This is a genomic window from Streptomyces sp. 13-12-16, assembly GCF_002114215.1.
GTDB lineage: Bacteria > Actinomycetota > Actinomycetes > Streptomycetales > Streptomycetaceae > Streptomyces.
In genome coordinates this window covers 1-775 of the sequence record NZ_NCTE01001338.1, presented here as the reverse complement: position 1 = coordinate 775, position 775 = coordinate 1, and the positions used below count along the sequence as shown (strand labels likewise).

General features: G+C 76.3%; 1 pseudogene. It reads left to right on the top strand.

Going from position 1 to position 775, the window contains the following annotated elements:
• Positions 1 to 775, top strand: a pseudogene (locus B7767_RS40675) (virulence factor); the annotation flags it as partial.

The window sequence follows — 775 nt, the reverse complement described above, 5'->3', positions numbered from 1 at the left end:
GCCGACGCGGACGCCGCCGCGACCCGCGCCGAGGCCGCCGCCAAGCGGGCCCGCGCGCACGCGGACGACGCCCAGGCGGCGAAGCTGAAGGCCGACGCCGCGGTGAAGACCGCGACCAGTGCCGCGGCGGACGCCATCCAGGCGGCGAAGCACGCCGCCTCCGAGGCGAAGGCGGCCGTCGAACTGGCCGACGAGGCGGAACAGGAGGCCAAGACCGCCAAGTCCCACGCGAACGAGGCGAACAAGGAGGCCGCCAAGGCACTCGTCGCGTCGGCGAAGGCGGCGGGCTTCGCCCACGTCACCGCCCAGGCCGCGGTGGACGCGGGCAACTCCGCCGCCCAGGTCGCCAAGCCCGCCAACGACGCGATCCAGCTCGGCTCCCCGTATGTCACCACGGACTCCGCCGCGGGCCTGGTGGTGCTGACGGGCCAGGCGTCGAAGTCGATCGCCGAGCAGCAGAAGGCCGTCGCCGAGGCCCACGCCAAGAACGCGCAGGCCGAGGCCTCCGCCGCCAAGAACCTCGCCGACCAGGCGAAGGGCGACGCGAAGCAGGCCTACGTCCACGCCGCGAACGCCGCCGGCCACGCCGCCGACGCCCGCGGTTACGCCAAGGAGGCCCTCGGCTACGCCGCCGACGCCGCCACCGCCGCGTCCAAGGCCGCCGCCTCACTGGCCCGCACGGTCGAGTACGACCGCCGGGCCACCGAGGACGCCGAGGCCGCCGACAAGGCCGCGGGCCGCGCCGAAGGCCACGCCAAGGACGCCCGCGACTCCG